This is a genomic window from Streptomyces sp. NPDC004732 (genome assembly GCF_040609235.1).
GTDB lineage: Bacteria > Actinomycetota > Actinomycetes > Streptomycetales > Streptomycetaceae > Streptomyces.
On sequence record NZ_JBEXJR010000001.1, the window covers coordinates 318,024 to 343,736 of the forward strand.

Consider the following 25,713-nt stretch of genomic DNA (forward strand, 5'->3'; position numbering starts at 1 on the left):
ACCGGTGACGGCAAGGCCGATCTGGTCGAGCATCGCCGTGACGGCAAGGTCGTCGTCCGTAAGAACATGGGCACGCACTTCGACGGCGGCACCGACTGGTCCAGCGGCTGGGGACGCTTCGTCGACGGCAAGGACCTGGGTGTGCTGCGGTTCGCCGATGCCAACGGCGACAAGAAGGCCGACCTGTTCGCCTACGTAATCAACGACGGCACGGTGTCCGTCCGTAAGAACATGGGCAATTACTTCGACGGCGGCACCGTGATGCTCACCCTCTGACAGCTCATCGAGTGGCCGCAGCCGGACAGCAGCAATCCGGCTGCGGCCACCCTGTTGCGGTACCGCAGGTGTCGCAGGGTGGGGACGTCGTAAGCCTTGTCCGCATGGAGGCGTTGGGGCTTGAAGTAGCGGCCGCGATGCGGGTCGTGTTGCGTGTGGAGTCCCGCCGCCATCGGCTTCAGTCCTTCGCTGTCGTGGACGTTCGCCGCGGAGATCCCGACGACCAGGGGCAGTCCGGCAGTCCGTTCGCGTCCGACAGGACGTGCGTCTTGGTGCCCGGCTTGCGCCGGTCCACGGGGCTCGGACCGCACGTCACGGGCTCTGGGCTGCGCCGTGGGCCAGATCGGCCAGTCGTCCGGCGTCCGGGCTGCCGGGTTCGGCCGACCAGAGCACACGTTGCTGTTCGGGTGCACCGGCGTAGCGGAAGGTGTCCCAGTCGAGGGTGAGTTCGCCAACGATGGAGTGGGTAACGCGTTTGCGGCCGAAGTCCTGGTACGCAACGCGGTGCTCGGCCCACCAGACCCGGAATTGCTGATCGGCAACGGCCAGCTCACCCACAAGAGCTGTGAGGGCTCCGCGTCTCCGGGGCTCGCGCGAAGCCACCGTGTGGCATCGCCTGACCACGATGTCGCGCGGATCGTACTCGTCGAGGAGACGGCGGTAGACGGTGATCGCGTCATCGAGCGCCGCCGGGGAGGGGTGCTCGGGCGGCATCCGGTAGTCGACGGCTTAGGTCACGAGTCCGCTGCTCGCGGCGGCGAGAGCGCCTGAGGAGCGGCACATCTCGCCCGAGCCGAAGATCAAGGCCCCGCCGTTGAAGTACGACTGGACCGCTCGGCCGCTCTTCCCCACGTCGGAATCACGCACGACGTAGACACGGACCCGTCGAAGGTGAGGGGGCGGATCGTCGGCGGACTCCGACGCCCACCGACGGCTACGGAAAGTCACGAGAGGGGGTGGGGGCCGCTCGTCATGCCTGCGCAACGCGAGCCATGATCCCGGCTGCGCCGTCAGTTGTGGCAGTGGGCGCGACCTCATGGCGAGCGCCCTCCGCCCCATCGCGGCGTCAGCCCGCTGGAGCTCTTCCCCGACTTGGTCATCGTCGTCCCGGCCACCCGGACGGCCCACCACTTCGCCGGACATCCGACCTGGCACGGCACCGACGCGCTCGCCGAACAGTCCGGGCCGGCCTCGTCGAACACGCCCACTGCAACCGGACCTTGGCTGCCGCCATCCGGGGGTTGGGCGTCGGCACCGCCCTAGGTCGTGTCCGCAAAGTCAGCGGAGCCAGAGTTGTAGGCAGGGATGGTGACCATGGCTTGGTAGCGGATCTTCGCGGACGAGTAGCCCTTGTCCGCGGCCACCCGCTCCGGTCTGGTCCGGGGGCGGCCGTGTCCGTCGCAGGCGAGGTGGATCTTTGTGGTCAGTCCGCCGCGGGACCGGCCGATCGCCTCATCGGGCCAGAGCCCCCCTCTTTTCGGGCCCCGGCCGCGTGCTGGTGGGCCCGCACGGTGGTGGAGTCGACGCACACGATGGCCCAGTCGACGGCGCCCACGGCGTCGGAGTGCTGCTGGACATGGGCCAGCAAGCGGTCCCAGGTGCCGCAGGCCGACCAGCGGCGGAAGCGTTCGTAGACCGTCTTCCACAGGCCATAGCGCTCAGGCAGATCCCGCCAGGCCGCCCCGGTTGACAGCTTCCACAGGATCCCGTTGACGACCTGACGCCGGTCCCGCACCGGACGCCCCATCCGAGGCAGAGCCAGCAACGGCTCGATCACCGCCCACGACTCAACGGTCAGCTCATGACGACGCACCACGAACAGACCAACAAGCCAACGACTTTGCGGACACGACCTAGGCGGACCGGCCTGCGATGATGACGGCGTGCCACAGCCAGGAACCACTGCCGTCGTCATTGTCCTGCCCGATGCCACCCCGCTCCTCGACGCGGCGCGGCGTATCGACCCGGCTCTGGTGCGTCCGGGGTTGCCCGCGCACGTCTCGCTCCTCTACCCGTTCGTGCCGGAATCGGCGCTGACGGATCAGGACGAGGAGGGCGTGCGTTCCCTGGCTGCGAGATTTCCGGCTGCTGATCTGCTCTTGGAGGAGGTCGTGACGGCGCCCGGTTTCGTCGCCGTCGCCGTTCCGGGACTTCAAGCGATCGTCGATGCGTTCCACGCTCAGTGGCCCGAGTTGCGCCCGTACAACGGCCGCTTCGGGGCGCGGCCCGCCGCCCATGTCACGGTCGCCATGGGCCCGGACGATCCGACAGCTGCCGCCCATGTCCGCACTGCGATCGGCAGCCTGCTGCCGCTGCGCACCCGTGCGACAGCGGTCCAGCTGGTGGCGCTGACGGAGGAAGGCTGGCAGCCGCGGTTCACCGCGCCGCTCGGCGTCCCGGACGGGCGGCAGTAAACAGCGCTCGCCAGCTCCCCGCCCTGAGGAGTGACCCCCGATCAGCGGCGGCCCGCGGCCAGGACGACGAGGAACTGGCCGCCGCCCGCCTCGACGCCAGCAGTCACCGGCACCCCCGGCAGCAGTCGGGAGAACCGGTCCACCAGCCAATCCGCCGCCTCCTGGGCGTCCTTCCTGGTCGGACAACGGCCCACCATCTCGCGGCCCCCCTTGCGCTCCAGCCTGTCGGCAACGGCGATCAGCGGCGCGGGTTCGACCACGTACAGGCGCTCTGGCCAGGCGATGACCACCTTGACCGCGCCCTTGCGGCTGTTGCACCCGCGGTGCGCGAGCCGCTCGGCGACCTTGGCCTTGCGGTCGGCGGTCCGGCTGTCGACGCTGGGCCCCCGCGGGTCGTTCACCGATTCGTCGGGGTCGACCGGTTCGTCACACACCCAGCACCGCCAGCCGTCGCGCTCGGCCACATCATCAAGAAGACTCATCCGGGCAAACTAGCCTGCCCGGCCGCCGCCCGCGCACCAGGGCCCCGGTCAGCCAGTCGGCCAACAGCGCTGCGACACCAGGACGGCTCCATGGACGACGAGCGTGCTTCAGGCGCAGCGCCTGTTACGCACTCTGCGCGCCCTCCCGAGATCGGCTCTGAGGGGATCACCAGCCGGTGAGCAGCAGATGGTTGATGGACAGGGCGAGGGCGGCCTGCGCCGCGAGCCAGGGACGGCGTCGGGGAAGGAATGCGCAGGCGGGCAGCAGCCACAGTGCGAACGGGAGCCAGATGCGTTCCGTCTCCGCCTTGCTCATCCCTGAGAGGTCGGCGATCAGCAGGGCCAGGAAGGCGGTCAGGACGAGCAGTGCCAGTCGCGGTCCCGCCGCGTGGTCGGGCGCGGTGTCCGATGGACGCGGCGGGGCGTCGGGAGCGTCGGGCGGAGCCAGAACCTCCCTGCGCCCTCGGAGCGGAGCCAGCACGTCCCTGCGCCCTCGGACGAGAGTCACCGCGGCCCGGCGCAGGCCCGCCACTGTCGCGAGGCCCACGACGAGCACGGTGCACGCGAGGTTGGCCCAGGCCCAGTACCAGTAGGGCCGGATGCCTCCTGCGCCCTGGTGGTAGCGCTCGACCAGCAGACGGTAGGCCTCCCACCAGTCGAACCCCGCGAGCGTGAACAGGAGCGGTACCACGGCGAGCCCGGCGAGGAGGGAGGGCAGCAGCCGCAGCCGGGCGCGCAGCCCGCTGCCCCGGAGGCGGTCCTGCCCCAGGACCAGCACGGCCGCCGCGAGGAGTGCGAACAGCGTGAGCCCGTAGGACAGATAGCAGGTCAGTCCGAAGAGCAGCCCCGCGCCGAGCGCGGTGAGGCGTGGTCGGTGGCCTGTTGCCGCCAGGGCGAGCAGCGCCACGGCCCAGGCCGCGACCGCGGCGAAGTAGCCGTCCGCGGATGTGCCCATCCATACGGCCGCGGGCGAGAGGCACAGGAACGGGGCGGTCCGCCGTGCCATGCGCTCCCCGGCAAGTGCCCGTACCGTCACCAGGACGGCCGCACCGGCCGTGGCGCCGACCAGGATGCACCAGAGTCCGGCCCAGGCGCCGCCCCCCAGACCCACCCGGTCAAGGAGCACGAAGGTGACGGTCGCGCCCGGCGGATGTCCGGCGACGTGCGCGGGCCAGTGGTCGGGAGAGTCGATCAGAATGTGCCATGTGAAGTCCCGCAGAGTGCCGGGGATGTCGTCGAAGCGGTCGATGACCTGCAGGTACTCGTACTTTGTGGTCAGCCGCCGGGCGATGCCCCGCTGCCAGCCGTCGACCAGGGCGAGCGAGATGGTCCAGGCCGTCGTGACGGCCCATAGCGTGCACAGCAGCGTGCGCCACCGCAGTCGGGCGGCCAGCGTCGGGCCGTAGGCGATGACGGCCGCCGCGACGACCACGGCGGCCGGGGTGCCGGGGCCGAGGTGCGGGTCCCAGTGGGCGTACAGCGGAGGCCAGTTGACACGGAGGGTGCCGTCGGAGTTCTCGACGGCGGTGCCGATGACGACGGCTGTCACGACGAGCAGGGCGGCCATCAGGGCGGTGACCAGGTCACGCAGAAGATCGCGGTTCACACCGGAACGCTAGGCCGGGACCGGGCCGACGGGGCCGAGCACGGCCGTGACGTCAGCGTTTCGTCATGAGTCGCGCACCCTATTTCGGGGTGCTCCCGGCCTACCTTCGGGTCATGCGCGACCATCTGCTCCCCTCGTCCCCGGGCTTCTGGCGCAGCCCCGTGCGCGGGCCCCGGTTCACCTCCGTGCTCGGCGTCGTCCTGCTGGGCGGGATCACCGTGCTGTTCGTGACGGGCCTGCTCTCGTACGCCGCGTACAACCCGAACCTCGCCCCTGTGAACGACAAGACCCCGGACAAGGGGCTACTCGGCCTCTACCTGTTCTCGTGGCCGACCGACCCGCCCTGGCTGTACCGGCTCACCCAGGGCGTCCATGTCACGCTCGGGGTCACCCTGATTCCCGTCCTGCTCGCGAAGCTCTGGTCGGTCGTGCCGAAGCTGTTCGCGCTGCCGCCCGCGCGGTCCCTCACCCACGCCCTGGAGCGGATCTCGCTGCTCCTGCTGGTGGGCGGCGCACTCTTCGAGTTCGTGACGGGCGTGCTCAACGTGCAGCTCGACTACCTCTTCCCCGGCTCTTTCTATCCGCTGCACTTCTACGGGGCGTGGGTGTTCTTCGCCGCCTTCCTCGCGCACGTGGTGCTGCGGCTGCCGACGGCTCTGCGGAATCTGCGCGAGCTGCGCGGACCCCGGAGGGACGTGCGGGTGGAGCAGGGGGAGCTGGTCTCTCCGCGGCCCGCCGACCCCACCGTGTCGCGGCGTGGGGCCCTCGGTCTCGTCGCCGGGGGCTCGCTCCTCCTGTTCGGGACGACAGCCGGTCGCAGCTTCGACGGGCCGCTGCGCGAGACCGCCCTGCTCGCGCCCCACGGAGGCTCTGAGCCGGGCGGCCCCGGCGGATTCCAGATCAACAAGACGGCTTCGTACGCGGGTATCCGCGAGCGCGAGACGGCGCAGGACGCGTGGCGGCTCGTGCTCGTCGGACGCGGTGGCACCGTCCGGCTCAGCCGGTCAGAACTCCTGGAACGCCCGTTGCACGACGCGCGGCTGCCCATCGCCTGCGTGGAGGGCTGGTCGACGTCCGACCAATGGTGGGAGGGGCTGCGGCTGCGGGACCTCGCGGCGCTGGTCGGCCACGACGATCCGCCGGACGTCCTGGTGGAGTCCCTCCAGCGGCACGGAGCCTTCCGCCGTGCCGCCCTGCGCGCCAACCAGGTCGGTGACGCCCGTTCCCTGCTCGCCCTGCGGGTCAACGGCAAGGACCTGACCCCCGACCACGGCCACCCGGCACGGATCATCGTGCCTGCCGCACCCGGCGTGCTCAACACCAAGTGGGTGGCCCGGATGACGTTCGGAGAACTGTGATGCGCCCTCGCCGTCCTCGCCCTGTGGGCGAGAGCCTGCCTCCGACGGACCCTCGCCGATGGCGTTCGAAGCTCGGCAGCCCGCTCCAACTGCTGCTGCTGGCAAGTTCGTTCACCCTCGCCGGTTACGCGGGAGTGCGCCTCCTCGCGAACGACTGGCTCGGCGTGGCCTTGTGGTTCGTCGGGGCGGCCCTCGTGCACGACCTCGTGCTGCTGCCGCTGTACACGGCCCTGGATCACGCGCTCGTGCGGGCGGCGGGCCGTCGGCACCGGGAGCGGGTCGGGTACCTACGGGTACCGGCCGCGCTCTCCGGGCTGCTCCTGCTCGTGTGGTTTCCGCTGATCAGCGGGAGCGCCACCGGACGCTACGCGTCCGCCACCGGCCTGTCCGCAGACGGCTTCCTGGCCCGGTGGCTGCTGATCACGGCCGCGCTGTTCGGCGGCTCGGCACTGCTCTTCGTACTGCGACTGCGCAGCGCGACGAAGCAGCGCCCGCCCGCGCTCCACTGACCCGCCGCGCGCCACCCCGCACGCCCGGCGTACCGGAGCAGGGCGGGCGTGCCAAGACGGGCCCAGGGAAAGGGGCTCTCGGACAGGCCGTGCAGGTCGGTGGCGGGCACGAGGCGGACGTCGACCCGCTCGTCGATGTCGACCGGCGCCGTCTCGGCGATCAACAGGCCTCCGGGTTCGAGGAGTTCGGCGGTCCTGTCGAGCAGCGCGGACGGGTCACCGCCGATGCCGACATTGCCGTCCAGCAACAGGGCGGTGCCCCAGCGGCCCTCACCGGGAAGCGGCGCGAAGACGGACCGGTGCAGCGCCTGGCCGCCGAGCTTGACGGTATGCGTGACGGCGGCCTCGCTGACGTCGATGCCCAGGGCACGCCTGCCCCGGGCGCACAGCGCGGCGACGAGCCGTCCGGGCCCACAGCCGATGTCCAGCACGGCGCCCTCGCAGCGCCCCACCACTTCCAGGTCCGCCGCGTCGGCCCCCGCGCACCAGCGCTCCACTTCCAGTGGCAGCAGCCAGCCGTCGGCGCGGCGGAGGAAGAGCGGGCCGCCGCCCGCGCGCAGCGCGTCGGCGTAGGGGTCGGCGCCCCAGGAGGGCGCCGGGGCATCGAGCAGGCAGCGACCGGCACCGGTCGCCGACGGCCCTGGCTCACGGACGGTGCTCATCGGCCCGCGACCGCCCCGAGCCGCGCCAGCTCGGCCGCGAACCGCCCGTGCGGCGCCCCCGCGGCGACGGCTTCCGCGTCTGCGGCCGTGTCCACGTCCCGCAGGCTTGGCAGATCGCCCACGCGCAGGCCCGCCGCCACCAGCCGTTGCCGCTGGATCGCTCCCGTCGTGGGCGTCGACATCGGTACACCGCGCAGCAGTTCGGGGTCGGGGGCCGCAAGACCGAGCGCCCAGAAGCCACCGTCCTCCGCCGGGCCGAAGAGCGCTTCGCGGCCCTCGAAGTCCACGGTGAGCAGCTCCGGGGTCACCTGAGGGGTGTCCATGCCGATGAGGAGTGCCGGACCGGCGCAGCCCGCGAAGGCCGCGGCGAGCCGTTCGTCCAGGCCACCCGCACACTGCGGCACGACCTCGAAGCCCGGCGGCAGCCAGGGCCCCGGCGCTCCGTCGAGGACCAGGACGCGGCGCTCGGCGGGCGCCGCCGCGACCGCGTGCAAGGTGTCCACGAGCGCCGCCTCGGCGAGACGTGCAGCTTCGTGCGGACTGAAGGGCGGGGTGAGTCGCGTCTTCACCCGCCCCGGGAGCGGTGCCTTGGCGATGACGAGGAGCGTGGTCACGAAAGTTTCCTCCTGGAGGAGCGGGTGGTGCGGGTGGAACAGGTGGTGCCGACGTGCGAGGGCGAGGGCGAGGGCCGGATCAAGGGCGGAGAAGAGCTCCGAAGGTTCAGCCCCGCCGCGCCGCCGGGGCCGGGGCCGCCGCCGGGGCCGTAGACGGCTCGGCCAGGACACGGCTCATGTCCCGCACGGCCTGCCAGGTGCCGCGCCAGGTGCCCGTCACCTTCGAGTCGCCGGTACGCGGCAGGTACGGGACGTCGTGCTCGCGTACGCGCCAGCCCGCATCGGCCGCACGGACCACCATCTGGAGCGGATAGCCGCTGCGCCGATCGGTGAGGCCGAGGGAGAGCAGCTGTTCGCGGCGGGCCGCGCGCATCGGCCCCAGGTCGTGCAGGCGCAGCCCGGAGCGCCGCCGCAGCATCCGGGCGAGCGCGAAGTTCCCGGCGCGGGCGTGCGCGGGCCAGGCGCCCCGGCTCCGGGGGCGGCGGCGCCCGAGCACCAGATCGGCCTCGCCTGCCCGCACTTCGCGTACGAAGGGGACGAGCAGGGAGGGGTCGAGCGAGGCATCGCAGTCGCAGAAGCAGACGATGTCGGCGGTGGCGGCCGTCAGGCCCGCGTGGCACGCGGCCCCGAAGCCGCGCCGCTCCTCCCGGACCACGGTCGCGCCGAGGCCGCGCGCGATCTCGGCCGAACCGTCGGTGGAGCCGTTGTCCACGACGAGGGCACGCCAGCCCCGCGGGATACGGGCCAGCACCCAGGGCAGGGCCTCCGCCTCGTCGAGGCACGGCAGGACCACATCGACTTCGGGCCGTGCGGAACCGCCGTCGGTCCGGGTGGGGACGGCGTCCGGGCGTGCGGGATCCGTCGGATCGGGGGGAAAGGTGGTCATGGCTTTCACCCTACGAGCATGATTCGGACATATCAGACTTCAGATCCTTACGAAACACGGACGTCGAAGGCGGCCCGCACTCCGGAGGCGGCGCGGACGGGCCCGTGGTGCGAGGCTGGCGGCATGGAGCAGCCGCACAGCCCGACAGACGCCGGGCCCGCCCAGCACCGGACCACCGGAGCCGAACGGGTCCTCGTCGTCGACGACGACCCGACCGTCGCCGAGGTCGTCGCCGGATACCTCGATCGCGCCGGGTACGTCGTGGACCGTGCGGGTGACGGACCCGCCGCCCTGGCCAGCGCGGCCGAGCACCACCCCGACCTGGTGGTCCTCGACCTGATGCTGCCCGGCATGGACGGCTTGGAGGTCTGCGGGCGGCTGCGCGGGCGCGGCCCCGTGCCGGTCATCATGCTCACCGCGCGCGGGGACGAGGACGACCGCATCCTCGGCCTCGAAGTCGGCGCGGACGACTACGTCACCAAACCGTTCAGCCCCCGGGAACTGGTCCTGCGGGTCGGGTCGGTGCTGCGCCGCGCCCAGCCGGGGACCGGTACCAAGACGCTGGCCGCGGCCGGTCTGACCGCCGACCCGGCCGCCCGGCGCGCCACCAAGAACGGCGCCGAACTCGCCCTCACCTTGCGGGAGTTCGACCTGCTGTCGTTCTTCCTCTCCCACCCGGGCCGCGCCTACGGCCGCGAGGACCTGATGCGCGAGGTCTGGGGCTGGGACTTCGGCGACCTGTCGACCGTGACGGTCCACGTCCGGCGGCTCCGCGGCAAGGTCGAGGACGACCCGGCCCGCCCCCGCCTGATCCAGACCGTGTGGGGCGTCGGCTATCGCTTCGATGCCACCGGGGCGCCGACCCCCGACGGTGCACTCGCCCCTCCGGAGAACTGACCATGCGCGACACACTCCTCATCGCCCTGTTCGCCTTCCTCGGCGCGGTGGCGGCCGGGCTGCTCGGTGCGGTCGCGCTCCGGCTGCTCCGCCGCCGCTCGCTCACCGCCTCGATCGCGGTCGTGGCCTCCGTGGCCGTGGGCGCGATGCTGGCGGGGACGCTGGCCGTGGCCCAGGCGATGTTCCTCTCGTCGCACGACCTGACCGTGGTCACCACGGTCGTCGCGATGGCGGCCGTCGTCTCGCTGGCCACGGCGCTGCTGCTCGGCCGGTGGGTGGTCGCCCGCAGCCGTGAACTGGCCGTCGCCGCCCGTTCGTTCGGCAACGGAGGCGCGTTCGCCGCCCCGAGTGTCCCGGCCACCGCGGAACTGGAGGAGCTGAGCCGGGAACTCGCGGCCACCAGCGCCCGGCTCGCCGAGTCGCGCGACCGCGAGCGCGCCCTGGAGGCCTCCCGCCGCGAACTGGTCGCCTGGATCTCGCACGACCTGCGGACCCCGCTCGCGGGCCTGCGTGCGATGTCCGAAGCGCTCGAGGACGGCGTCGCCGCCGACTCCGGCCGCTATCTGCGGCAGATCCGCACCGAGGTCGAGCGCCTCAACGACATGGTGGGAGACCTGTTCGAACTCTCCCGCATCCACGTCGGCGCCCTCGTCCTGTCGCCGTCGCGCATGTCTGTGTACGACCTCGTCGGCGACGCCCTCGCGGGCGCCGACCCGCTCGCCCGCGAACACGGTGTGCGGCTCGTCGGCGACCGCGTGGAGCCGGTGCCGGTGCAAGTGGACGGCAAGGAGATGAGCCGGGTGCTGGGCAATCTGCTGGTCAACGCGATCCGCAGGACACCGGCCGACGGCACGGTCGCGGTGACGGCGGAACGGTCCGCCGAGGGTGTGGTGCTGTCCGTCACGGACGGCTGCGGCGGCATCCCCGAGGAGGACCTCCCGCGCGTCTTCGACACCGGCTGGCGCGGCACACACGCCAGGACGCCCCCGGCCGGGGCGGGCCTCGGCCTGGCCATCGTCCGCGGCATCGTGGAGGCCCACCAAGGCCGCGCCGACGTACGCAACATTCCCGGCGGCTGCCGCTTCGAGGTGACGCTGCCCGTGGCCGAGGCCTGAGCGCCCGTAGCCGAGGCGTGAGCGGCGGGCCGCTTCCTCCGCCCGCTACTCGCCCCGCAGCCGCGCGCCCGCGAACTCCTTCATCCCTTCCTCGAAGCCGACTTCGGCACGGCAGCCCAACTCGGCCTGGAGGCGGGAGGAGTCCGCGGTGATGTGGCGGACGTCGCCGAGCCGGTACTCGCCGGTGACGACGGGGTCCGGGCCGCCGTACGCGGCGGCCAGCGCCCGTGCCATCTCCCCCACGGTGTGCGGGTCACCGCTGCCGGTGTTGTAGACCCGCAGCGAGCCGCCGCGCGGATCGTCCGAACTCGCTTCCATCGCGACGACGTTGGCCCTCGCCACATCCCGTACGTGGACGAAGTCCCGCCGTTGCGCGCCGTCCTCGAAGACGCGGGGTGCCTCGCCGCGGGCGAGCGCCGAGCGGAAGAAGGAGGCGACGCCCGCGTACGGGGTGTCGCGAGGCATCCGGGGACCGTAGACGTTGTGGTAGCGCAGCGACACGGCCGAACCGTCCGTCGAACGGGCCCAAGCGGCCGCCAGATGTTCCTGGGCGAGCTTGGTCGTCGCGTATACGTTACGGGGGTCGGCGGGGGCGTCCTCCGCGACGAGGCCGGGGGCCAGCGGGGCGCCACAGACGACGCAGGTCGGCTCGAAGCGCCCGGCCGCCAGGTCGTCGGCGGACCGCGGCCCCGGCCGGACGACCCCGTGCCGGTCGCAGACGTACCGCCCCTCTCCGTACACGACCATCGACCCCGCAAGGACGAGCCTGCGCACCCCGGCGGCCGCCATCGCGCTGAGCAGGACGGCGGTGCCGAGGTCGTTGCGCGAGACGTACTCCGCCGCGTCGGTGACGCCGTCGCCCAGGCCGACCATCGCCGCCTGATGGCAGACGGCGTCCACGCCCGACAACGCGCGGCGCACCGCGTCGGGATCCCTGACGTCCGCGCCCGCGTCCTCGCGCACGTCGAACACGACGGGCTCGTGCCCGCGAGACGCGAGCGCCTCGACGACATGGGATCCAATGAAGCCGGCTCCGCCGGTGACAAGTACACGCATGTCTCGCACGCTAGGCGCGGCGATGCGTCCGGCCCAGCGCCGCGCCGGACGCGTCACCGCTCCGTAAGGATCTCCGGGCCGACCGGTCCGGCTTGCCGGTGAGGCCCCGCAGCTCAGCTCTTGGGCATCAGGACGGTGTCGATGATGTGGATGTTGGCGTTGGCCGTCTTCACGTTGCCACAGACCACGTTGGCGCTGCCGTTGACCTTGTAGGACGTGCCGGAGCCCGACGTGGTGAGCTTGGACTGCTCCAGCGTTTCGAACGAACCCTTCACGAGGTCCGCCGGATCCACCCTCTGCCCCACGACGTGGTAGGTGAGAGTCTTGGTGAGCTGGGCCTTGTCGGCGAGGACCTTGTCCAGGTCCGCCTTGGGGATCTTCGCGAACGCGTCATTGGTCGGCGCGAAGACCGTGATGTCCTTCGCACTGTTCAACGTGTCCACGAGACCGGCCTTCTTCACCGCTGCCACCAGCGTGGACAGGTCCGGGTTGTTCGACGCGGCGGTCGCGGCGGGGTCCTTTGCCATGCCGTCGAAGGAGCCCGCGCCGTCCCTGGGCACCGACGCACATCCCGGACCGAACGGCCTGTCCATGCTCGCCATCTCGTCGACCGGGCGGGTCTTGTCCGCTTCCTCGGAGGCGCCGACGGGCTTGCTGTCAGAGGCCTTGCCCTTGGCATCGCTGTCGGAGCAGGCGGTCAGCGCCAGCGGAAGCAGCGCCGCGGCGGCAACGGCGACGGCGATACGGCGGCCTGGAGTCTGCATGAGGATCCCTCAGTGATCGTGTGCATGTGCACGAGGGCTGTCTGCCCCCGGTCAGCATTCATCCGTTGCCGGTCGGGATACGGATGGGTTGCTTCCACTAAAGAGTGACGCGGGCCCTTGCTGCCGGTGGTGTCATCGGGTGTGGCGTCAGCGCCCGTACGGGTTGTCGCGTGGCCGACCAGCTCGACCGGATCGTCTCCGGGCCGTGGTTCGGAACCCGGCCTGCCGTGGAGGGGCAACCCATCCGCGAGCCTGCCTGCGACGAATTACCAGTGAAGAGACGGTGTGAGGTGGTTGTGGTGACGGACGAGGAGTTCGATGAGCTGATGGCCCGGCTGACGGCGGAAGCGCACCGGGGCATCTTTCCCGCACCGCCTCCTCCGGAGACCGGCGACGAGGGCCATGTCGTCGCGCATGCCGAGTACGGCGCCGGGGCGCACTGACCCGGCGGCCTGCACGGTGCGCCAGCCCCCTCAGCCTCGGCGGTCGCCCGGGCCCTGACGATCGGCGGTTCCGGCATGTGCCATCGGTGCCCGTCACATCAAGACCAATCCCCGACCGGATCAGCTTCGAATTATGGGTGTCCATGACAGAAACGCGCCCAGCAGTAGTCGAGTTGGGCCACCGGAAGGGGATGCTGGATCGTGACAGCTCAGCGCACGGCCCGTACGACAGCATGGCTGGCCCTGCCCTCGGCGCTCTGCCTGGCCGCGGCGACGCCCGCGCTCGCGCACGACGGACACGCCGCCAAGACCTCCACATCGGCATCGGCATCGGCATCGGCCGACCAGGCGTATCAGATCAACCTCGAGCCGCTGAACAAGTCCGGCTCGCAGGGCACTGCCCTGCTCAGCCTTGACGGCACGAAGCTGACGGTGAAGATCGAGGCCAAGGGGCTCGTCCCCGGGCAGCCGCACGCCCAGCACATCCACGGTTCCACCGACGGCCACGACTTCCACTGCCCGGACGCGAGCGCGGACAAGAACAGCGACGGCATCGTCACCACCGCCGAAGGACTGCCCTCCTACGGAGACATCAACATCTCCCTGACCACCAAGGGCGACACCTCCAAGAAGAGCGGCCTGGCCGTGGACCGCATGCCCACCGCCAAGGAGGACGGCACGCTGTCCTACTCGCGCACGATCACCGTCTCCCAGGACGTGGCCGACCACATCAAGGACCTGCACGTGGTGCAGCACGGCATCGACCCGAACAACAACAACGAGTACGACTTCGGCAAGGGCAAGAGCGAACTCGATCCCAAGCTGCCCCAGGAAGCCACCGCCCCCGCCGACTGCGGCATGGTCCGGGGCGCCGCCGTCGGCTCCATGCCCGTCGGCGGCGTAGAGACCGGCACCGGCAGCACGAGCGGCACGGAGTCGCCGAGCCTGATCGCCGGAGGCGCGGCGGCGCTGCTCGCCGCGGGAGGCCTCTTCGCCGTACGCCGCCACGGCACCGGACGCCGCACGGAACCCACGGACAGCTGACCAAGCCGCGCGCCCGCCGGGCGGGCGCGCGAAGCGGCGGATGCGCAGGGGAGGGATCCATGAGGAAACCGGAGCGGGCCGGACAACACGATGCAGCCCGGGGCACCCGGCGGCGTCTCGGTCTGGCCGCCGGGGCGTTCGCCCTGCTCGGCGTGGGCGTACTGCTGCTGGTGGCGGGCCTGGCCCGGCAGCAGCCCGCCCCTCCCGGCCGGGCGGACCGCGCGGACACCCCCGCGGCCGCGTCGGACCGCCCCGGTGAATCTGCGCCGACGCGGGGCGGTCCGCACGGACGCGACCGCCCCGCACCGCTGGCAGCGTCAGACCCGGTGCGGGTGGCGATCCCCTCGCTCGGCGTCTCTTCGCCGCTGGAGCGGCTGGGCCTTGACCGGCGCCAGGAGATGGAGACACCGCGCGACCCCGCCAAGGCGGGCTGGTACCGACCGGGTCCGGCACCGGGCGCCAAGGGCCCGGCCGTCATCGCGGGCCACGTCACCTGGAACGGGACGCCCGCGGTCTTCTTCAACCTCGCCAAGCTGAAGAAGGGCCAGGCCATCGTCGTGGAGCGCGAGGACGGAGTCACCGCCCAGTTCACCGTCGACCGGGTCGCGCAGTACCCCAAGGCCGAATTCCCGACGGTCGAGGTCTACCGGAACATCGACCATGCAGGACTCCGATTGATCACCTGCGCCGGCGACTACTCCCAGGCCGACCGGCGGTACTCGGACAACATCGTTGTCTATGCGACCCTCACGGGAACCCGCACCTGACCAACTGGGACTGCAAGTGCGGCACTTCAGCCTCAGGAAGGCCATTGTCATCCCGGAGAGCGGCGCAGCATGGTTGTTCAGTCGACGGTGAGGACGACCGAGTGCCAGCCGGAGGCGCCGTCAGGTGTCCCGGGTGTCCTCGGCGGCAAGGCGGGCCTCCTGCCACGGTCCGTCGTCGACGCGGATTTCGACCTTGTCGATGCCACGGTGCTGGGCCCAGGCGACTCCGGCGACCATGGCGGTGCCGGCCCGGGGGCGGCCGAACGGCTTGGGTGTATCGATGCTCGTACCAGCGCTCCCGTCACGAGAGCTGAGGGTGATCACCGCCCCGGCGACGCAACCGTGGGGCAGTCACGTCAGCGCTGACCGGGGCTAGTCACTCTTTCGTGTGAGGGACCAATCCATGAGGCGAGCCGCTCCGGATTAGCGGCGAATGAGAGCAGAGGGCTCTCACGAATCCGATCGCTGAGGGATTTTCATGCAGACTCGATTCCGTCGTGTCGCCGTTGCCGTCGCTGTATCCGCCATGCTGCCGCTGGCCCTGACCGCCTGCTCCGACAGCGACTCCAAGGACAAGGCAGCCGACAGCTCTTCCTCGGGCGCGTCCTCGGAGAAGTCCGATGCCTCCAGCCCTTCGGACGACATGGGGACGATGAGCGAGCCGTTCGGTCCGGCCTGTTCGTCGGTGCCCAAGGACGGTGCCGGTTCGTTCGACGGGATGGCCAAGGACCCGGTCGCCACCGCGGCGTCCAACAACCCGGCCCTGTCCACCCTGGTGTCCGCGGTGAAGAAGGCGGGCCTGGTGGACACGCTGAACAACGCCAAGGACATCACGGTCTTCGCCCCGACCAACGACGCCTTCGCGAAGATCCCGAAGGCGGACCTGGACAAGGTCCTCGCCGACAAGGCCCAGCTCACCAAGATCCTCACGTACCACGTGGTCGGCAAGAAGCTCGCGCCCAAGGACCTGGAGAAGGGCTCGTTCGAAACGCTGGAGAAGTCGAAGCTGACCACCTCGGGTTCCGGCGAGTCCTACAAGGTCAACGACTCCGCCAACGTGGTCTGCGGCAACGTGAAGACCGCCAACGCCAACGTCTACATCATCGACAGCGTCCTGATGCCCAAGAAGTGAGCCGACCGGGAGTGTGCCCGGCAGCCTCTCGGCCAGGCACCTTCCGGCGTTCGTGCGGTGGGCGCGGTGCACAGCTCCGATCACTGTCAGTCACTGACGGTACCCCGTAGGCGTGGGAAGAACAGATCATCTTTCTCCAATCCGCCCCCTGATCGGCTCCGGATAACACATGAGACCGCGAAAACAGCCGGGTGGAAGGAGAGGCGATGTCGATGGCGCCGGGGGGCATCCCACGGGAGGCCGAGGAGTCGCACCCGCCAGGAGAGCCGGGGCGGCGGCGCACCGCCGTGATCGGCAGCGGAGTGGCCGGACTCACCGCCGCGCACCTGCTCGCCCGCGTCCACCACGTCACGCTGTACGAGGCCGACGACCGGCTCGGTGGACACGCCCACACGCACGACCTGACGTCGTCCGACGGCACCGGACACCGCGTCGACTCCGGGTTCATCGTGCACAACCGCCGCACCTACCCGAACCTCCTGCGCCTGTTCACCGAACTCGGCATCGCCACGCAGGATTCGGAGATGAGCATGTCCGTACGGTGCGAGGGATGCGGCCTGGAGTACGCCGGGTCCCGCGGCCCCGCCGGGCTGTTCGCCCGCCCCCGCAATGCCCTGCGACCGGACTACCTGCGTCTCCTCGCACAGGTGCCCGGCTTCCACCGGGCCGCACGGCGCCTGCTCGCGCAGGAGGACGACAACGCGCTCACGCTGGGCGAGTTCCTGGACCGTGAGGGGTTCTCCTCCTACTTCCGTACGCATTTCATGACACCGCTCGTGGCGGCCGTGTGGTCCTGTGACGCGGCCACCGCGCAGCGCTATCCGGCCGTGTACCTGTTCCGGTTCCTGAAACACCACGGCTTGCTCTCGGTGGGCGGGTCGCCGACGTGGCGAACCGTCACCGGCGGATCCCGCTCCTACGTCGACCGAATAGCCGCAAACCTGCACGAGATCCGCCTGGCGGCCCCCGTCCGGGCACTCCAGCGGCACCCGGACGGCGTCAGCCTCATCGCTCACGACGGCACCACCCACCGCTACGACTCGGTGGTCGTCGCCACTCACCCCGACCAGGCCCTGAAGCTGCTGTCCGACGCCACGCCGCGGGAGAAGGAAGTCCTCGGCGCGTTCCGGTACTCCCGCAACACCACGCTTCTGCACACCGACACCAGCGTGCTGCCGCGCGCCCGGGCCGCGCGAGCCTCCTGGAACTACTTGATGCCGTCCTGCACGGCGAGCACCGACCGGGTGCGGGTCAGCTACGACATGAACCGGCTCCAGCGCCTGGACGCCCCCGAGACGTACGTGGTCACACTCGGCGGCGAGGGCCGCGTCGACGCAGCCCGGGTCCGGGCCCGCATGGTCTACGAGCATCCGGTCTACACACCGGAGTCGGTGGCCGCCCAGCAGCGGCTGCCCGAACTGAGCGGCGCCGTAACGGCGTTCGCCGGTGCCTATCACGGCTGGGGTTTCCACGAGGACGGCTGCCGCTCCGGTGTCGCAGCCGCCGCGGCGCTGGGAGTGCCGTGGTGAGCCGGGCCCCGGCCCTGTACAGCGTCGCGATCGCCCACGTGCGCACCGCTCCGCATCGCTACGCCCTGCGGCATCGCACCTACATGTGGCTCATCGACCCCGACCATCCTCCCGAACTGCACGCGCTGTTGAAGCCGCTGGCGCGCTTCGACGCGCGCGATCACTTCGACGGGGACCGGCCGTCCCTCCGCGAGGGCCTCGACGCCTTCCTGTCCGCGCACGGAGTGGACCTCAAGGGCGGCCCGGTCGTGATGCTCACCCACGCACGTGTCCTCGGACACGTGTTCAACCCGCTCACCCTCTACTGGTGCCACAGCCCTGACGGCACCCTGCGATGTGTCGTCGCCGAGGTCCACAACACCTACGGCGGACGCCACTGCTACCTGCTGCATCCCGACGGCGCGGGCAGGGCGAGTACGGAGAAGAGCTTCTACGTCTCGCCGTTCTTCCCCGTCGACGGCCGCTACCGGATGCGGCTGCCCCCGCCCGGCGACCGGCTCGACCTCACCGTGCACCTCGAGCGCGACGGCGGCAGGCCCTTCACCGCGACCGTACGCGGCGTCAGGCAGGACGCCAGTACACGCACCCTGCTGCGGCTCTCCCTGCGCAGGCCCTGGTCCACGCTCGCCGTGTCCGCGGCCATCCGACTGCACGGCATCCGCCTGTACCTCAAGGGGCTGCCCGTCCAGCCCCGTCCCCACCACCCCGAACCCAGGACCCCGGAGAACGCTCCATGACAACAGCCGAGGCCCACCCCTCCCCCGTAGCCCCGGCCACTGCGACGCGCTGCGCAGTGGACGCGCAACGCTGGCCGGATGTCGCGGCACTACCGGCAGCCTCCCGCGCCCGCACCGCGATCGCCGAAGCCGTCGTCCGGCACGCCCTGCGACGGCTGCCGCTGCGTGCGCGGTTCGCCGATGGCACCGTGCTGGGCCAGGGAGGCCCGGCCCTGGACGTCCACCTGCCGAAGGCCTTCCACCGCCGGATCGGCCGACACGGACTGATCGGGTTCGGCGAGTCGTACATGGCGGGCGAGTGGGATGCTCCCGACCTGGTGGCCGCCCTCACCGTGCTTGCCGCGCACGCACACGAGCTGGTCCCCGCCCCTCTGCAGCGGCTGCGCGGAATGTGGGCAATGCGTCAGCCGCCGACCCGGAGCAACACGCCGACCGGCTCCCAGGCCAACGTCAGCCACCACTACGACCTGTCCAACGACCTGTTCGCGCTCTTCCTGGACGAGTCGCTCACCTATTCCTCGGCCGTCTTCCGTGGCTTTCCCGCCGAGTGGCCCCTGCTGCCCGACGCCCAGCACCGCAAGATCGATCGCCTGCTGGACCTCGCCGAAGTCCGCGAGGGCACCCGTGTACTGGAGATCGGCACCGGATGGGGCGAGCTCGCGATCCGCGCCGCCGCACGCGGTGCACAGGTCACCTCGCTCACTCTCTCCCACGAACAGCGTGACCTCGCCCGCAAGCGCATCGCGGCAGCCGGAATGTCCGACCGGGTCACGGTGGAGCTGTGCGACTACCGCGCAGCACGCGGCACCTACGACGCAGTCGTCAGCGTCGAAATGGTCGAGGCCGTCGGTCACGAGTTCTGGCCGGTCTACTTCCGCACCCTGGAAGAACGGCTCATCCCCGGCGGAAGGGCCGTCCTGCAGGCCATCACCATGCCGCACGACCGCATGCTGGCCAGCCGTGACACGTACACGTGGATCCAGAAGTACATCTTCCCCGGCGGTCTGCTGCCGTCGGTGGAGGCGGTCGACGAGACCGTACGAGACCACACCGGCCTCACGATCTCCCGCCGGGACGGCTACGGCGCCCACTACGCCGAAACGCTGCGGCTGTGGCGCGAGCGGTTCACACAGCACGCGGACGAGGTCACGGCGCTGGGCTTCGACGAGACGTTCAGCCGCATGTGGAACTTCTATCTCGCCTACTCCGAAGCCGGGTTCCGCTCCGGATACCTGGACGTCCAGCAGTACCTGCTCACCAAGGAGGACACCCCCCGATGAGCTCCACCCGCGCGGCACGGGCCGGTGCCGCCCACCGCCTCGCCGCACTCGCCGAGACCGCGCTCGGCGGGCCGCTCCCGGTCCGCCTGCGTACCTGGGACGGCACCGAGGCCGGTCCGTGTGACGGCCCCGTGGTGGTCGTGCGGTCCCGGCGTGCACTGCGCCGACTGCTCTGGCAGCCGGGCGAGTTGGGCCTCGCCCAGGCCTACGTCACCGGTGAGGTGGAGATCGAGGGCGACTTGGCCACCGGGCTGCGCGCCATCTGGTCCGCGGCCCGGGAACACAGCCTGCACCCGCCCCGCCTCACCCTCGCCGACCGGGCCCGCGCGACTGCCACCGCCGCCCGGCTGGGCGCCGCGGGCCCGCCTCCGCAGCCGCCCGCCTCCCAGGCCAGGCTGCGCGGCGCCCTGCACACCAGGTCCCGCGACCGGGCGGCAATCCACCACCACTACGACCTCTCCAACGCCTTTTACCGGATGCTCCTCGACGAGACGATGGCCTACTCCTGCGGATACTGGGCGAGCGACGCACCGGAGTTCACCTCGGCCGACGCCCAGCGCGCCAAGCTGGAACTCATCTGCCGCAAACTCGGTCTCGTCCCCGGATCCCGGTTGCTCGACATCGGCTGCGGCTGGGGCTCCCTCGCCCTGTACGCGGCCGAACGGTACAAAGCTCAGGTCACTGCGGTGACTCTGGCCCGCGAGCAGGCGGCTCACGTGCAGGAACAGGTACGCGAGCGGAACCTGACCGACCGGGTGGACGTGGTGTGCCAGGACTACCGGGACATCGCGGGCGGCGGCTACGACGCGGTCGCCACCGTCGAGATGGGCGAGCACGTCGGCGACGCCGAGTACCCCGCCTTCGCCGGGACGCTGCACCGGCTGGTGCGGCCGCTGGGCCGCGTGCTCGTCCAGCAGATGTCGCGCGGGGCGACCGCGCCGGGCGGCGGCGCCTTCATCGAGGCGTACATCGCACCCGACATGCACATGCGGCCGCTGAGCGAGACCACCGGCCTGCTGGAGGGAGCAGGTCTGGAGGTGCGCTCGGTGGAGTCGCTGCGCGAGCACTACGTACGCACCGTCGCCGCCTGGCACCGCACCCTGGAGGAACGCTGGTCCGAGGTCGTCGAGCTCGTCGGCGAGGAAACGGCCCGCGTCTGGCGGCTGTACCTGGTCGGCGGCGGCCTCGCATTCGAGGAGCATCGGATGGGCGTCGACCAGATCCTCGCCGTCCGCCCAGCAGATGCCGGGGGCAGCGGTCTGCCCGCCACGCCGCAGGACTGGTACCTCGGGCTGGACCAGTTGTGAACGGCTTCCCCTGGGCCGACTTCGCTGCCGGCCTCGGCTGGTCGGCCGCCGCCGCTCTCGGCGTCATGCTCGCCACCTTCGCCGTGGCTGTGCGCAAGGGTCTGCACCGCATCGTCGACATCGCCTGGGGGCTCGGCTTCACCGCCGTCGCCGTAGCGAGCCTCCTGGCGTCGGCCGGTGCCGGTGATCCGGCTCGGCGGGCCCTGGTGACCGTGCTGACGGCCGTCTGGGGTCTGCGCCTGGCCGGACACATCGCCCGGCGCGGACGCGGCCACGGCGAGGACCCGCGCTATGAACAGCTGCTGGCCAGGGCCCCCGGAAACCGGACCCTCTACGCCCTGCGCATGGTCTACCTGCTCCAGGGCGCACTCATCTGGCTCGTGTCGCTGCCCGTCCAGGCCGCGCAGTACGTACCGGGACCACTCACCGGCATCGCGTGGGCCGGAGCCGTGCTGTGGGCTGTCGGCATGTTCTTCGAAGCGGTGGGGGACGCCCAGTTGGCCCGGTTCAAGGCGGACCCGTCAAACCGGGGGAAGATCATGGACCGGGGGCTCTGGCGCTACACCCGCCACCCCAACTACTTCGGGGACTTCTGCGTGTGGTGGGGGCTGTTCCTCATCGCCGCGGACTCGCTTCCAGCGGCCGTCGTCACCGTCGTCTCGCCGCTGGTGATGAGCCTGCTGCTGACCCGGGGAAGCGGGAAACGACTCCTGGAACGGCACATGGCCGACCGCCCGGGCTACGCCGCGTACGCTGCCCGCACCAGCGGCTTCTTCCCGCTGCCACCGCGCCGTTGAAACGCGGGACGGCCTGCCCGGGGCAGGCCGTCCCGCGCGTCCTCAGTCCAGGTCAGGTCGGAAAGGCCATCAGTGCCACCGGATCGGAGGTCGGGCGGTCCGAGCCGCCAGTGGGCTCGACGGTGACTCCCATGCCCGAGGCTCCTTCGACGGCACCGTGCAGTAGCACGGCCTGGTGGGTGCGCCCGGCGTCCATGAGACCCGCCGCCCGCATGGTTCCGCCGTCGTTGAACCAGAGTTGGTAGACCTTCCCGCGGGGCGGACGCGCCATCCCGGAGACAACGAACACGGCCTTGTCCTGACTCTTGGAGACCACGACAGTGCCGGTGCCACCGCCGTCCAGCTCCGCCGTACTGGTCCTGGCATCCTGAGACGCGAGCACAGCGGCGATCCGGTCGGTCCCCTGTTCCGCCCGCCTGGCCTGCTCAAGGGCGTCCTCGGCCCGCTGGTGCTGCCACAGCGCGGTGCCGCCCAGCGCGGTGGCCGCCGCGAGACAAGCGGCGAGCGCCCAGCGCGAGATACGGCGGCGCCGGATGACGGGCGTCCGGCCGGCCGAGGACAGGCCCGGTCCGCGCGGAGAGTCCTGGCGCACCGTCGTGATCCGGCGCAGCACTGCGTCGCGCAGGGCAGGACGGGGCGTCACCGTGGCAGCCAGGCCCAGGCGGGCCGCGGTGGCGGTCAGTTCGGCGGTCTCCTGGGCGCACGCTCCGCAGTCGGCCACGTGTCGCTCGAACGCCGCCCGCTCGTCGCCGGCGAGCGCGTGCAGCGCGTATGCACCGGTGAGGGTGTGCAGATCTGCGGTGCTCACGCGGTCACCCCCAGGCAGTCACGCAGCCGGATCAGCCCATCGCGCAGCCGGGTCTTGACCGTGCCGAGCGGCACCGCCAGCGCTTCGGCAACCTGCCGGTAGGTCAGCCCACGGTAGTACGCGAGCGTGACAGCCTGCTGCTGGATCTCGGTCAGAGTGCGCAGACAGCGCCGCACTTGCTCCCGCTCCAGGCGTGCTTCCACCTGCTCCGTCACCTGGTCGAAATCCGGAGTGCGATCGAGCAGCGCGGCCTTGCGGTCACGTGCCGCGGCGGCCTCCACCGAACGCACCCGGTCGACCCCGCGCCGGTGCGCCAGCGTCAGGATCCAATTGATCGCCGTCCCGCGATCGGGACGGTAGCGCGGAGCCGTCCGCCAGACCTCCACGAGCACGTCCTGCGCCACCTCTTCCGACTGTGCCAAGTCGCGCAGGACAGCACGTACGGTGCCGAGGACCGGGCCCATCACCACGTCGTACACCGCGGCGAAGGCCTCCTCGTCGCCGAGAGCGACACGGCCCACGAGCTCTTGCAGATCCGGCTCGGCGGATGGGTGTCTGCTGATGCGTACGGCTTCTTTCACGGGGCCCTCCGGGGTCAGGTGTCTCCGGGGGTGATCCGAGCCCCACGCACCCATGGATTGGTCCAGCCAACCAATTCCCTTCACGCCCTGTAACAATTGGTCGCTACCCGGCAGCCTCCAGGCGCCGCGCCGACCGGTCAGAGTTTGCGCAGCTTGGTCGTGTAGACGTGGCCAGCGATCTTGTCGCCGAGGGTGAGTCCGTCCTCGGCGTCCCAGGGGAAGTGGACGCCGAGCCAGACCCGGCTCTGAGCGTCCTCCCGGGCGGCTTGGCCGAAGCTGGTGAACGAGCGGGACTTGACCGGGGACTGCGGCTCATCGGTGGTCATGGTGAAGGCGATGTTGTCGTTGCCGAAGTACCGCTTCATCACCCCGGCCCAGGAGGCCCCGAAGGTGGCGTGTCCGGAAGCCCACGCCGGGAAGCACGGGCTGACGTTCACTCCGGCGCGCGTCTTGAGCAGGGGCTTCCAGTCGGGGTCGAGACCGCCGTCGCGGATGGCGGAGACCGGCCGCCACAAGTCGATCGGGGTCAGGTACTTCACGTCCCGCACCGCGATTCCCGCGTCCGCCATCGCGATCGAGACGAGCGCGAACAGGCGGGCGTTCTCGTACGTGTTGAGCTTGCGCTGGGTCGCGACCTCACGGGTGGCCTGGAGCAGCTGACCCGGCGGTTTGTACGTGCCGTCCTCGTCGTTCGCCCAGAACCAGGCCACTGCTTCCTGTTCCGGGGTCCGCTCGATGTTGGGGGTCGCGGCCGTGGGCTTGTCGGCGCCGACCGTGCGTACCGCCTGGACCTGCTGCTTGTACGCGTCGCTGGCCAGCAGCTTCTCGTAGGTGCCGTACAGGCCGGGGGTCGGCGGCCGGAACTGCGAGCCCGAAGTCAGCGCGAAGGGCTTGACCTGGCCCCAGAACGGGGTGACGGCCTGGCTGGCCTGGGTACAGCTGGGGTCGACCATGTCGGGGTAGCTGGTGGGCCGCCAGGCACCGGGCTTGTTGTCCGCGACGTACACCTGGTCGTTGTCGGACCCGTCGCCGTTGCGGGCGTCCCGCATCTGCTTGACCATCGGCCCCACGACCGTGGTGTCGAGGAGGTCGAAGTCGGTCGGCTCCGTGCCGAACCGTGCCCGGAACCGGGCGTCCAGGTAGTTGGTCTGCCCCGGGTAGAGCCCGAGCAGGATGTTGTAGGCCGTGCGGCCGACGACCCGCTCCTCCTCGTCGGGGCCCTCGAGCCAGCCCGCGTACTTCTCCGCGTGGATGTAGGGCTCCGAAGTGATCTTGCCCTTCCACTTGAGCTGGTACGAGGACTCCGCGTCGTAGATGGCGGCGTTCAGCATCGCGGCGGATCTGGACATCGGCCCCGGGCCGCCGCCCTCTCTGCGTACGACCTCCATGAGCACGTCGTTCCAGTAGTGCACCGGGTCCGCGATGGTCTGCGGCGGCAGCGCCGCGTGGGCAGCGTGGGCCTGCTGCGGCAGCGCGGTCAGTGTGGTGCCCGCGGCGGCCAGGACCGCCGCCATCGCCAGAGCCCGGCGGCGGTGCGCCGTCCGCTTGTCGTTGACGGTGCGGGTGTACATGGACATGGTCAACCCCCTGAACACGACTGTTGGAGCGCCTCCGCAGTGGCGGCGGCGAGATCCTCGCGTCGGTGCGGGGTGGGTGGACACCACTCGCGGCGGAATGACCGGCCCCGGGCGGCTGCTTGGCCGAAACCCAGTCCCGGTGCGCCACAGCATCAGGGTGCTGGCCGCGAAGGACGACCGCTACTGCTGGTGCCACCTCTCGTACTGGACGGAGGCATCGCAGGTCGTCGTCTTCACGAGGGTGCCGTTGCCCACGCTCGGTGTCGACAGGCAGTACCCGCTGGCCACGTTCTGCCACACGTCGTACCAGCCTGCGGGCGGCGAGGGCGGATTGTCCGCGTAGTAGACGCGCCACTGCTGAGCGGTTGAGCCCGCGTCGCAGAACGCCATGGTGGCCGTACCCGCTCCCGAGGCCGGGGCGGTGATACACCGGCCCGTGCGCTGGTTGGTGAAAGTGAACAGGCCGGTCTGGGTGTTGTACCCCTCGAGCCACTTCTGCTCGGAACCACCGGTGCAGGACCACATCTGGAGCTTCGCCGCGTTCTCGGTGGCGTTGTCGAGGCAGTGGCTGGAGTTCCACACGTTGATCGGGCTGAACCCTGCGGCCTGTGCGGGTGCTGCGGCCACCGAGAGGGCCAGCGCGGCCGACATCGCGGTGAGGAGAGCGAACAGGCTTCGTCGTGCGGTCATGGGCGTTCTCCGGATTTCACACGAAGAGACTGGGAAGAGCCCGAACGGCACCGGTTTCGCGCGAAGTCGAGGAGCTGCGTGCCGCGGGCCACGAGGCTGATCGTTGGAGCGGCTGGCATGGTTCTCCGTACAAGCGCCAGAGTCTTCCACCGAGGCTTGGCACCGACAACGAAGTCGGGGTTAAATGTACAAATTTTGCCTGAATTGATCATTCAGGGCCGGCGCCGGCACAGAGCAGTGATCGCCTGAGCCGGACCGAGGCCGGGCGCGCGGTCAGGTCGGGAGTTCCGGCGCTCGACAGGTCATAGGCCATAGGCCATACCCAGGTCTGACGCCGCAGTTCAGATCTTGGTTCGACGCCCCGCAAGGGCGGCGGAGGCAT

At 70.9% G+C, this 25,713-nt stretch carries 25 protein-coding genes and 5 pseudogenes; 14 read left to right on the top strand and 16 right to left on the bottom strand.

Translation table 11 applies throughout. The features are described from left to right. Window positions 1–276 (top strand): annotated as a pseudogene (locus ABZV77_RS01395) (fusidic acid esterase FusH); the annotation flags it as partial. Window positions 277–467: 191 nt separating this feature from the next. On the opposite strand, the pseudogene ABZV77_RS01400 reads toward ABZV77_RS01395, so the two are convergent. From ABZV77_RS01400 to ABZV77_RS01415, 4 genes and pseudogenes are all read right to left on the bottom strand, one after another. Continuing rightward, a pseudogene (locus ABZV77_RS01400) lies at window positions 468–583 on the bottom strand (IS5/IS1182 family transposase); the annotation flags it as partial. Window positions 584–588: 5 nt separating this feature from the next. After that, window positions 589–900: a hypothetical protein gene (locus tag ABZV77_RS01405; RefSeq protein WP_356250127.1), complete on the bottom strand. Its 312-nt coding sequence runs from the start codon at window positions 898–900 to the stop codon at window positions 589–591. A 6-nt stretch (window positions 901–906) separates the two neighbouring features. Further along, window positions 907–993: pseudogene (locus ABZV77_RS01410) on the bottom strand (hypothetical protein); the annotation flags it as partial. Between the two features lie 608 nt (window positions 994–1,601). Next, window positions 1,602–2,092, bottom strand: a pseudogene (locus ABZV77_RS01415) (IS5 family transposase); the annotation flags it as partial. A gap of 67 nt (window positions 2,093–2,159) precedes the next feature. Between ABZV77_RS01415 and ABZV77_RS01420 the strand changes: the two are divergent. Further along, a complete protein-coding gene (locus tag ABZV77_RS01420) occupies window positions 2,160–2,690 on the top strand; it encodes a 2'-5' RNA ligase family protein (RefSeq protein ID WP_356249056.1) in 531 nt (176 codons plus the stop codon). Window positions 2,691–2,731: 41 nt separating this feature from the next. Here the strand turns inward: ABZV77_RS01420 and ABZV77_RS01425 are convergent, their stop codons facing one another. Both ABZV77_RS01425 and ABZV77_RS01430 read right to left on the bottom strand, forming a co-directional pair. Then, window positions 2,732–3,172 (bottom strand): hypothetical protein, encoded by a 441-nt coding sequence (locus ABZV77_RS01425; protein WP_356249058.1) that lies wholly within the window; start codon window positions 3,170–3,172, stop codon window positions 2,732–2,734. A 166-nt stretch (window positions 3,173–3,338) separates the two neighbouring features. Continuing rightward, window positions 3,339–4,778: a hypothetical protein gene (locus tag ABZV77_RS01430; RefSeq protein ID WP_356249060.1), complete on the bottom strand. Its 1,440-nt coding sequence runs from the start codon at window positions 4,776–4,778 to the stop codon at window positions 3,339–3,341. Between the two features lie 113 nt (window positions 4,779–4,891). Here ABZV77_RS01430 and ABZV77_RS01435 point away from each other — a divergent pair, with 113 nt between their 5' ends. Further along, window positions 4,892–6,136 carry a molybdopterin-dependent oxidoreductase gene (locus ABZV77_RS01435; RefSeq protein ID WP_356249062.1) on the top strand — a complete coding sequence of 415 codons (1,245 nt, stop codon included), beginning with the start codon at window positions 4,892–4,894 and terminating at the stop codon, window positions 6,134–6,136. Between the two features lie 364 nt (window positions 6,137–6,500). On the opposite strand, the gene ABZV77_RS01440 is transcribed toward ABZV77_RS01435, so the two are convergent. The 3 genes from ABZV77_RS01440 to ABZV77_RS01450 all read right to left on the bottom strand — a co-directional run bounded on the left by ABZV77_RS01440 (window position 6,501) and on the right by ABZV77_RS01450 (window position 8,807). Then, window positions 6,501–7,307, bottom strand: a complete 807-nt coding sequence (locus ABZV77_RS01440; protein WP_356249064.1) for a methyltransferase domain-containing protein — start codon at window positions 7,305–7,307, stop codon at window positions 6,501–6,503. Beyond that, a complete protein-coding gene (locus tag ABZV77_RS01445; RefSeq protein WP_356249066.1) occupies window positions 7,304–7,921 on the bottom strand; it encodes a DUF2064 domain-containing protein in 618 nt (205 codons plus the stop codon). Before ABZV77_RS01445 ends, ABZV77_RS01440 begins: the two co-directional genes overlap by 4 nt. Before the next feature lie 106 nt (window positions 7,922–8,027). Beyond that, window positions 8,028–8,807: a glycosyltransferase family 2 protein gene (locus ABZV77_RS01450; RefSeq protein WP_356249068.1), complete on the bottom strand. Its 780-nt coding sequence runs from the start codon at window positions 8,805–8,807 to the stop codon at window positions 8,028–8,030. Window positions 8,808–8,930: 123 nt separating this feature from the next. Between ABZV77_RS01450 and ABZV77_RS01455 the strand changes: the two genes are divergently transcribed. Next, a complete protein-coding gene (locus ABZV77_RS01455; protein ID WP_356249070.1) occupies window positions 8,931–9,704 on the top strand; it encodes a response regulator transcription factor in 774 nt (257 codons plus the stop codon). Window positions 9,705–9,706: 2 nt separating this feature from the next. Continuing rightward, the gene (locus tag ABZV77_RS01460; RefSeq protein ID WP_356249072.1) at window positions 9,707–10,819 is read left to right on the top strand and encodes a HAMP domain-containing sensor histidine kinase; all 1,113 of its coding nucleotides are present in this window, start codon (window positions 9,707–9,709) and stop codon (window positions 10,817–10,819) included. 45 nt (window positions 10,820–10,864) lie between these two features. Here the strand turns inward: ABZV77_RS01460 and ABZV77_RS01465 are convergent, their stop codons facing one another. Both ABZV77_RS01465 and ABZV77_RS01470 read right to left on the bottom strand, forming a co-directional pair. Then, window positions 10,865–11,875 carry an NAD-dependent epimerase/dehydratase family protein gene (locus ABZV77_RS01465; RefSeq protein ID WP_356249074.1) on the bottom strand — a complete coding sequence of 337 codons (1,011 nt, stop codon included), beginning with the start codon at window positions 11,873–11,875 and terminating at the stop codon, window positions 10,865–10,867. Window positions 11,876–11,988: 113 nt separating this feature from the next. Further along, on the bottom strand, window positions 11,989–12,639 hold the full coding sequence (locus ABZV77_RS01470) for a fasciclin domain-containing protein (RefSeq protein WP_356249076.1): 651 nt from the start codon (window positions 12,637–12,639) through the stop codon (window positions 11,989–11,991). A gap of 170 nt (window positions 12,640–12,809) precedes the next feature. Between ABZV77_RS01470 and ABZV77_RS01475 the strand changes: the two genes are divergently transcribed. The 3 genes from ABZV77_RS01475 to ABZV77_RS01485 all read left to right on the top strand — a co-directional run bounded on the left by ABZV77_RS01475 (window position 12,810) and on the right by ABZV77_RS01485 (window position 14,893). After that, entirely contained in the window at window positions 12,810–13,082 is a 273-nt protein-coding gene (locus ABZV77_RS01475; RefSeq protein WP_356249078.1) for a hypothetical protein, read from the top strand. A 201-nt stretch (window positions 13,083–13,283) separates the two neighbouring features. Continuing rightward, a complete protein-coding gene (locus tag ABZV77_RS01480) occupies window positions 13,284–14,126 on the top strand; it encodes a hypothetical protein (RefSeq protein WP_356249080.1) in 843 nt (280 codons plus the stop codon). A 59-nt stretch (window positions 14,127–14,185) separates the two neighbouring features. After that, window positions 14,186–14,893 carry a class F sortase gene (locus ABZV77_RS01485; protein WP_356249082.1) on the top strand — a complete coding sequence of 236 codons (708 nt, stop codon included), beginning with the start codon at window positions 14,186–14,188 and terminating at the stop codon, window positions 14,891–14,893. Window positions 14,894–14,970: 77 nt separating this feature from the next. Here ABZV77_RS01485 and ABZV77_RS01490 read toward each other — a convergent pair. Then, window positions 14,971–15,175 (bottom strand): annotated as a pseudogene (locus ABZV77_RS01490) (molybdopterin-binding oxidoreductase); the annotation flags it as partial. 196 nt (window positions 15,176–15,371) lie between these two features. Here ABZV77_RS01490 and ABZV77_RS01495 point away from each other — a divergent pair. The 6 genes from ABZV77_RS01495 to ABZV77_RS01520 all read left to right on the top strand — a co-directional run bounded on the left by ABZV77_RS01495 (window position 15,372) and on the right by ABZV77_RS01520 (window position 21,675). Next, window positions 15,372–16,025, top strand: a complete 654-nt coding sequence (locus tag ABZV77_RS01495) for a fasciclin domain-containing protein (protein ID WP_356249084.1) — start codon at window positions 15,372–15,374, stop codon at window positions 16,023–16,025. Window positions 16,026–16,237: 212 nt separating this feature from the next. Continuing rightward, entirely contained in the window at window positions 16,238–17,554 is a 1,317-nt protein-coding gene (locus ABZV77_RS01500; protein WP_356250129.1) for an FAD-dependent oxidoreductase, read from the top strand. Beyond that, window positions 17,551–18,291, top strand: a complete 741-nt coding sequence (locus ABZV77_RS01505) for a DUF1365 domain-containing protein (RefSeq protein WP_356249086.1) — start codon at window positions 17,551–17,553, stop codon at window positions 18,289–18,291. Before ABZV77_RS01500 ends, ABZV77_RS01505 begins: the two co-directional genes overlap by 4 nt. Then, complete coding sequence (locus ABZV77_RS01510; RefSeq protein WP_356249088.1) at window positions 18,288–19,571, top strand: cyclopropane-fatty-acyl-phospholipid synthase family protein; 1,284 nt, start codon at window positions 18,288–18,290, stop codon at window positions 19,569–19,571. Before ABZV77_RS01505 ends, ABZV77_RS01510 begins: the two co-directional genes overlap by 4 nt. Continuing rightward, window positions 19,568–20,878, top strand: coding sequence for a cyclopropane-fatty-acyl-phospholipid synthase family protein (locus ABZV77_RS01515; protein ID WP_356249090.1), 1,311 nt, complete (start codon window positions 19,568–19,570; stop codon window positions 20,876–20,878). The genes ABZV77_RS01510 and ABZV77_RS01515 overlap by 4 nt, the downstream gene beginning before the upstream one ends. Then, complete coding sequence (locus ABZV77_RS01520; RefSeq protein WP_356249092.1) at window positions 20,875–21,675, top strand: DUF1295 domain-containing protein; 801 nt, start codon at window positions 20,875–20,877, stop codon at window positions 21,673–21,675. Before ABZV77_RS01515 ends, ABZV77_RS01520 begins: the two co-directional genes overlap by 4 nt. A gap of 52 nt (window positions 21,676–21,727) precedes the next feature. Here ABZV77_RS01520 and ABZV77_RS01525 read toward each other — a convergent pair whose 3' ends face one another. The 4 genes from ABZV77_RS01525 to ABZV77_RS01540 form a co-directional block, all read right to left on the bottom strand. Further along, entirely contained in the window at window positions 21,728–22,483 is a 756-nt protein-coding gene (locus ABZV77_RS01525) for an anti-sigma factor (RefSeq protein ID WP_356249094.1), read from the bottom strand. Beyond that, a complete protein-coding gene (gene sigK, locus ABZV77_RS01530; protein WP_356249096.1) occupies window positions 22,480–23,064 on the bottom strand; it encodes an ECF RNA polymerase sigma factor SigK in 585 nt (194 codons plus the stop codon). The genes ABZV77_RS01525 and sigK overlap by 4 nt, the downstream gene beginning before the upstream one ends. Window positions 23,065–23,201: 137 nt before the next feature. Continuing rightward, complete coding sequence (locus ABZV77_RS01535; protein ID WP_356249098.1) at window positions 23,202–24,641, bottom strand: vanadium-dependent haloperoxidase; 1,440 nt, start codon at window positions 24,639–24,641, stop codon at window positions 23,202–23,204. Window positions 24,642–24,821: 180 nt separating this feature from the next. Then, entirely contained in the window at window positions 24,822–25,331 is a 510-nt protein-coding gene (locus ABZV77_RS01540) for an RICIN domain-containing protein (RefSeq protein ID WP_356249100.1), read from the bottom strand. Between the last annotated feature and the right edge of the window lie 382 nt (window positions 25,332–25,713).

What these genes read in the sequence shown, in the direction of transcription:
- ABZV77_RS01455 (WP_356249070.1), top strand. Translation starts at nt 8,931, where the DNA reads ATGGAGCAGCCGCACAGCCCGACAGACGCCGGGCCCGCCCAGCACCGG.
- ABZV77_RS01495 (WP_356249084.1), top strand. Translation starts at nt 15,372, where the DNA reads ATGCAGACTCGATTCCGTCGTGTCGCCGTTGCCGTCGCTGTATCCGCC.
- ABZV77_RS01465 (WP_356249074.1), bottom strand. Translation starts at nt 11,875, where the DNA reads ATGCGTGTACTTGTCACCGGCGGAGCCGGCTTCATTGGATCCCATGTC.
- ABZV77_RS01435 (WP_356249062.1), top strand. Translation starts at nt 4,892, where the DNA reads ATGCGCGACCATCTGCTCCCCTCGTCCCCGGGCTTCTGGCGCAGCCCC.
- ABZV77_RS01485 (WP_356249082.1), top strand. Translation starts at nt 14,186, where the DNA reads ATGAGGAAACCGGAGCGGGCCGGACAACACGATGCAGCCCGGGGCACC.
- ABZV77_RS01515 (WP_356249090.1), top strand. Translation starts at nt 19,568, where the DNA reads ATGAGCTCCACCCGCGCGGCACGGGCCGGTGCCGCCCACCGCCTCGCC.
- ABZV77_RS01535 (WP_356249098.1), bottom strand. Translation starts at nt 24,641, where the DNA reads ATGTCCATGTACACCCGCACCGTCAACGACAAGCGGACGGCGCACCGC.
- ABZV77_RS01470 (WP_356249076.1), bottom strand. Translation starts at nt 12,639, where the DNA reads ATGCAGACTCCAGGCCGCCGTATCGCCGTCGCCGTTGCCGCCGCGGCG.
- ABZV77_RS01540 (WP_356249100.1), bottom strand. Translation starts at nt 25,331, where the DNA reads ATGACCGCACGACGAAGCCTGTTCGCTCTCCTCACCGCGATGTCGGCC.
- ABZV77_RS01425 (WP_356249058.1), bottom strand. Translation starts at nt 3,172, where the DNA reads ATGAGTCTTCTTGATGATGTGGCCGAGCGCGACGGCTGGCGGTGCTGG.
- ABZV77_RS01510 (WP_356249088.1), top strand. Translation starts at nt 18,288, where the DNA reads ATGACAACAGCCGAGGCCCACCCCTCCCCCGTAGCCCCGGCCACTGCG.
- ABZV77_RS01440 (WP_356249064.1), bottom strand. Translation starts at nt 7,307, where the DNA reads ATGAGCACCGTCCGTGAGCCAGGGCCGTCGGCGACCGGTGCCGGTCGC.
- ABZV77_RS01500 (WP_356250129.1), top strand. Translation starts at nt 16,238, where the DNA reads ATGGCGCCGGGGGGCATCCCACGGGAGGCCGAGGAGTCGCACCCGCCA.
- ABZV77_RS01460 (WP_356249072.1), top strand. Translation starts at nt 9,707, where the DNA reads ATGCGCGACACACTCCTCATCGCCCTGTTCGCCTTCCTCGGCGCGGTG.
- ABZV77_RS01450 (WP_356249068.1), bottom strand. Translation starts at nt 8,807, where the DNA reads ATGACCACCTTTCCCCCCGATCCGACGGATCCCGCACGCCCGGACGCC.